This is a genomic window from Haemophilus haemolyticus (genome assembly GCF_001008205.1).
Taxonomy (GTDB): domain Bacteria; phylum Pseudomonadota; class Gammaproteobacteria; order Enterobacterales; family Pasteurellaceae; genus Haemophilus; species Haemophilus haemolyticus_Q.
The window spans coordinates 1-5,653 of the sequence record NZ_LCTK01000034.1 but is presented as its reverse complement, the minus strand read 5'-3'; the positions used below and the strand labels follow the sequence as shown (position 1 = coordinate 5,653).

6 protein-coding genes and 2 tRNA genes are annotated in these 5,653 nt (G+C 37.7%); 3 read left to right on the top strand and 5 right to left on the bottom strand.

Annotation, left to right across the window (positions count from 1 at the left end):
• The 3 genes from ptsP to rsgA all read right to left on the bottom strand — a co-directional run.
• Nucleotides 1–1,013: phosphoenolpyruvate--protein phosphotransferase (ptsP, locus tag AAX18_RS07940; RefSeq protein ID WP_046953500.1), on the bottom strand; the 1,013-nt coding region annotated here is incomplete at its 3' end.
• A 78-nt stretch (nucleotides 1,014–1,091) separates the two neighbouring features.
• Nucleotides 1,092–1,349, bottom strand: a complete 258-nt coding sequence (gene ptsH, locus AAX18_RS07935; RefSeq protein WP_005628404.1) for a phosphocarrier protein Hpr — start codon at nucleotides 1,347–1,349, stop codon at nucleotides 1,092–1,094.
• A 162-nt stretch (nucleotides 1,350–1,511) separates the two neighbouring features.
• Entirely contained in the window at nucleotides 1,512–2,552 is a 1,041-nt protein-coding gene (gene rsgA, locus AAX18_RS07930) for a small ribosomal subunit biogenesis GTPase RsgA (RefSeq protein ID WP_005628403.1), read from the bottom strand.
• Between the two features lie 70 nt (nucleotides 2,553–2,622).
• Between rsgA and orn the strand changes: the two genes are divergently transcribed.
• The 3 genes from orn to AAX18_RS07915 all read left to right on the top strand — a co-directional run bounded on the left by orn (nucleotide 2,623) and on the right by AAX18_RS07915 (nucleotide 3,440).
• Nucleotides 2,623–3,171, top strand: coding sequence for an oligoribonuclease (gene orn, locus AAX18_RS07925; protein WP_046953499.1), 549 nt, complete (start codon nucleotides 2,623–2,625; stop codon nucleotides 3,169–3,171).
• A gap of 93 nt (nucleotides 3,172–3,264) precedes the next feature.
• A tRNA-Gly gene (locus AAX18_RS07920) sits at nucleotides 3,265–3,340 on the top strand.
• A gap of 24 nt (nucleotides 3,341–3,364) precedes the next feature.
• Nucleotides 3,365–3,440 (top strand) — tRNA-Gly (locus tag AAX18_RS07915).
• Nucleotides 3,441–3,570: 130 nt separating this feature from the next.
• Here the strand turns inward: AAX18_RS07915 and wecA are convergent.
• Together wecA and AAX18_RS07905 are read right to left on the bottom strand one after the other, a co-directional pair.
• Nucleotides 3,571–4,638, bottom strand: a complete 1,068-nt coding sequence (wecA, locus tag AAX18_RS07910) for a UDP-N-acetylglucosamine--undecaprenyl-phosphate N-acetylglucosaminephosphotransferase (protein WP_005628399.1) — start codon at nucleotides 4,636–4,638, stop codon at nucleotides 3,571–3,573.
• A 75-nt stretch (nucleotides 4,639–4,713) separates the two neighbouring features.
• Nucleotides 4,714–5,653 (bottom strand): ACT domain-containing protein (locus AAX18_RS07905; protein WP_046953498.1); only part of this gene is annotated, 940 nt, incomplete at its 5' end.

The following is a 5,653-nucleotide window of genomic DNA, read 5'->3' as shown; positions in this document are numbered from 1 at the left end:
CCACCAATATCCATAGTACGAAGCACGGTTAAACGCCCGTTCATTGCTTCTACGACTTCTTTGTAGGCGATGAATTGTTCTTCTTCCGTCGGAAGTTGTTCACGATCCATAAATAAGAATTCAGTTCGGTATAAACCAATACCTTCTGCACCATTACGATCTGCCCCTTCACAATCACGGATTGTCCCGATATTGGCAACCACATCAACTTTATGTCCATCCAAGGTGATCGCTGGAAGATCTTTTAATTTAGCTAACTCTGCTTTTTCCTGAGAAATTTTAGCTTCAAGTGTTTTTAATTCATCAATCTGAGATTGTGTTGGATTAATATAAACTTGATTATTTATCGCATCTAAAATTAAGTAATCACCTGTATTGACTAATTCGGTCACATTATTTGTGCCTACAATCGCTGGTAATTCTAAAGAACGCGCCATAATAGAAGTATGAGATGTTCTACCACCAATATCAGTGACAACCCCTAATACTTTTTCAAGATTAAGTTGGGCGGTTTCTGATGGGGTCAGATCATAAGCAACAAGAATTGATTCTTCTTGAATATCGCCAAGATCTACTATGTACATGCCCAAAATATTTTTAATTAAACGGTTACCAATATCACGAATATCGCCAGCACGCTCTTTTAAATATTCATCATCGATCTCCGACAACATTGTGACTTGTTGATCAATAATTTTGCTCGCTGCAACTGCGGCATTGACTTTATTTGAACGAAGATAATCAAGAATTTCTTCTTCTAATTCTTCATCCTCAAGAATCATCAAGTGGCCTTCAAAGATCGCGGCTTTTTCTTCACCTAAAGAAATTAATGCGCGCTCTCTGATTGAATTAAGTTGTTCCACCGCCAATGCACGACCTTCATAAAATCGAGCGACTTCTGCGTCAATTTGATCATCAGTAATTTTTTGCGTATCAAGAACAATCTTTTCTTCTTTAAGAACAAGTGCCTTACCAAAGGCAATACCAGGTGATGCGAGAATACCAGAAATCATAGATACCTTCCGAAATAATTAAAAAGGAATAGATAAACAATAGCCATAAAATTTCACAATTTTATGGCTAAGTAAGAATTATTCTAAAGTTGGAATCAAAGCGACTAAATGCTCAACTGCCTGCTGCTCATCTTCGCCTTCAGCAGAAATGGTAATCACTGTTCCCTGTGTTAAACCTAGTGTTTGTAACTTAAACAAGCTTTTTGCACTTGCGCTCTTACCGGCAGATGTTACTGTGATATCGGAAGAAAATGCTTTCGCTTCTTTCACAAATTGTGCTGCTGGACGAGTGTGTAAACCGTTTGGCGCAGTGATTTCAACATCTTTTGAGTACATAATGCTACCTCTCTACTAAATAATAGTTAAAAAATACAAAGATAAAATCTGCCTTAGTATCCTTGTTCAAAAGCGAATAATCAAGAATAAACACTAAAAAAATTGAATTAGATCATAAAAAAACTCAGGATTTGTTTATTTATCATCCAGCTTGCGCAATCGTTAAACTGCTGAAAAATGACGTTGTGATTTTGTTTCACTTAAACTTTCAATTAATCGGTGATAATTATCATAACGAACAGGCGAAATTTTTCCTTGCTCCACTGCTTCACGCAACGCACACCCAGGATCGCTCAAATGTTTACAATCACGGAATTTACAGGTTCCCAAAACATATTGAAATTCTCGATACCCTTTTGTGATTTGCTCGGCATCTAAATGCCAAAGCCCAAATTCTCTAATCCCTGGCGAATCAATTAAATTACCACCTTGCGGCAAATGGTAAAGACGTGATGATGTCGTCGTATGCTGCCCTAAGCCTGATGTTTCGCTCACATCCCCTACTTGAGCGTTTACTCTAGGCAAAATATGATTAATTAAACTCGATTTACCAACACCAGATTGCCCAACAAAAATCGCCGTGCCTTGTGCCAAAAGTGCGGTTAATTTTTCCATATTTTCACCGCTCTTTGCTGAAATCATTAAAATCTCATAGCCAATATCTTGGTAAATTTTAAGATCTTTTTCAACTTCTTGACGCTGTTCTTGTGACAATAAATCCACTTTATTCAAAACAATGAGAGGCGTAATTCCCGCGATTTCACACACAACAAGATAACGATCGATAATATTTAAGGAAAGCGTTGGCAATACTGCTGATACAATAATAATACGATCAATATTCGCCGCAATGGGTTTCAAACCATCATAATAGTCAGGGCGGGAAATTTCATTTTCTCGGGGGTGAATTGCCTCAATCACGCCGCTCACACCTTGTAATTGTTCATTGCCTTTACGCCAAACAACTTTATCTCCCACCACCAAACTCGACAAGGTACGACGCAAATTACAACGATAAATTTCGCCTTGTTCATTTTCGACATCTGCATGAATCGAATAACGCGTGACCACAACACCTTCTTGTGATTCACCAAGCATTTCATCTGACCATTCAATCTCTTTTTTCTTATGGCGATGTAATGTTTTCGCATTATTCGATTGAATTCTTCTAGTTTGGTTCTGAGTTAATTTACGTTTAGCCATAAAAGTGAGGTCGTTTTTTCCCTTATTTTTGGTAAAATGAAAAAAATTTTTGCATAGGATACCTGATATTATGTCATTCGATAAACAAAATCTTATTTGGATTGATTTAGAAATGACCGGTTTAGATCCGGAAAAAGAACGTATTATTGAAATTGCGACTATTGTGACAGATAAAAATTTAAATATTTTGGCAGAGGGCCCAGTATTGGCTGTTCATCAGTCTAATGAATTACTCAATAAAATGAATGATTGGTGCCAAAAAACACATAGTGAAAATGGCTTAATTGAACGCGTAAAAACCAGCAAACTCACCGAACGTGCAGCAGAATTACAAACCTTAGACTTTTTAAAAAAATGGGTTCCCAAAGGTGCGTCGCCAATTTGCGGTAACAGTATTGCCCAAGATAAACGATTCTTAGTGAAATATATGCCTGATTTAGCCGATTATTTTCATTATCGCCATTTAGACGTGAGCACATTAAAAGAACTTGCTGCACGTTGGAAACCTGAAATTTTAGAAGGCTTTAAAAAAGAGAATACGCATTTGGCGCTAGATGATATTCGAGAATCGATTAAAGAGCTGGCTTATTATCGCGAACATTTCATGAAATTAGATTGACGAAAACTTCAACAAAAAATTTCTTTTTATGAAATTGCCCTTGCAAGCCCTAAAAATATTTGTATAATGCGACCTCATTCACTGATGTGAACTGCGGGAATAGCTCAGTTGGTAGAGCACAACCTTGCCAAGGTTGGGGTCGCGAGTTCGAGCCTCGTTTCCCGCTCCAATTTCACATTATAGAAGCATTATTGCGGGAATAGCTCAGTTGGTAGAGCACGACCTTGCCAAGGTCGGGGTCGCGAGTTCGAGCCTCGTTTCCCGCTCCAAATTTCAATCCCTAGCCAAAAGGCTGGGGATTTTTTCTATCTATAAGAATAGATCGTCAAAATGTTAAAAAGCGCGGCGAATTTTCTCAAAAATAAAGGCTTGTGATTTAATAACACAAGCCTTTATTTTTTATGCTTTCTTCAATCGTTTTGCGCGACGTTTCATTCTTCTGACCCAACGAGTTATTCGCCATGCACGCGTAATTGAATAGACATAAAGGAAAAATAAAATGAAAAAGCCGACAAACATCGCCCACTCATTCACATAATAAACTTCCCCTAAAATACCGATAGTTGCACAAATTGCAGAAACAAACGTAATCAATAAAAAGGCTTGTCTTGATGTTAAACCTGCTCTCACCATTAAATGATGAACGTGTAAACGATCTGGGCGGAATGGGCTTTTACCTTTACGTACACGGCGATAAATAATCGCAACCATATCAATCAAAGGAATCGCAATAATCCAAAGTGCGGTTACTGGATTCATAGGATGCCCTTTTCCTTGCGTACTCAATAACAAAATCCAAATAATGGTAAATCCAATTAATGTACTCCCCGCATCCCCCATAAACACCTTATATTTTGGGCCAAATGGAATCCCTAGATTGAGCATCAAATAAGGTAAAATCGACACGATTAAAGCAAAACTCCAATGCGCCATATCCATTTGCCCATCTCGATACATCAAGAAACCAATCGCGGCAAAAGAAACGCAAGAAAGCCCACCGAGCAATCCATCAATACCATCAATCATATTAAAGGCATTAATAATCGCGATAGTGGCAAAGACGGTAATAATCAAACCAATTGAACCCAGCGTTAACTGGAAAGGCCCTAAAATTTGACCTAGATGATCAAGATAAACATTCCCAAGATCGATCATTAAAATAGCCAGTATTGCTTGAATCCCAGCTCTTAAGAAAGGACTGATATCAAATCGATCATCTAAAATCCCAATCGCCAATAAAACAAAAATACTGAACAAATAGAGATACGGTAATCGAAGTTGATCCCATTCCATCAGGTAATAGCAAAGATTTCCAACAAAAAGCGATACGCCACCGATTAGCGGAATTGCGCCTTGATGACGTTTACGATAGTTTGGCTTATCAACTAATCCAATCCAATTGGCAACTGGTCGCATCACAATCAATGTTAAAAATGCGCCAAGGAAAGTAACAAAAATACTCAGCATAGTGTGACCCTAAAATGTTTTTGTAAAGGATAACATAAGGCAAATTTACCTAGAAATATATTTTTATAAAAAGGACTATCCAATATTTCGATACAGCACGTTACGTAATATTTCTCTTTGTTGAGAATCCAGAGCTTGTCCAAATTGGTTCGTCAAAATAAAAAAGTCCTCAGCTTTCTCGCCCACAGTGGTAATTTTCGCATTCAATAAATTGAGATTTAACTCACTGAAAATCTGGCTCACTTGGGCTAATAAACCCGGTTTATCCAACGCAACCAGTTCCATTTCAGTATGCTCTTTTTTGTTTTCATGTAAAAAACGCACGTCTGTTTGTACAGTAAAATGTTGAAGCTGACGATTCGGCGCAATAGAAAGTGCGGGTAATTTTTCACTTTGAAGGGCTAATGTTAGGGCTTGCTCTAGTTCTCGGCGACGATCAAATTCCACTAATTCACCGTTAAGTTCTGTGATGATAAAGCTATCAAAAACATAACCATCTTGTGTCGTAATAATCTGCGCATCATGGATACTGAATTTTTTTGCGCCAATGGTACTCACCACTTTATTAAATAAGTGCGGTTGATCTTGGCAATAAATAAACACTTCCGTGCCGCCAAGTGAAAAGCGATTACTAATTTTCACTAATAATGATTCAGCGAAATCCACCAACAAACTTGTATGCCACGCAATTTGTTTTGGCGTATTACGCACAAAATAATCTTCAGGACAACAAGCCCATAATTGCTCAATAAAGATTGGTGCAATATCTGAATAATCCTGCGTTAAAATTTGTTGTGCAAGTTTTCGGTTTTCTTCCGATTTTTCTGAATAATCAAGCAATTCTTTCATGCCTTGTGCAAATTGCTGTTCGGTAAATTCATATAAAGAGGCAAAAAGCGAACGTTTCCAGCTATTCCATAAATTGCTGTTGGTAGCACAAATATCCGCCACCGTTAAACAGGTGAGATAATCTAATCGAACTTGATTTTGCACAGCTTCCGCAAAATTCATGACG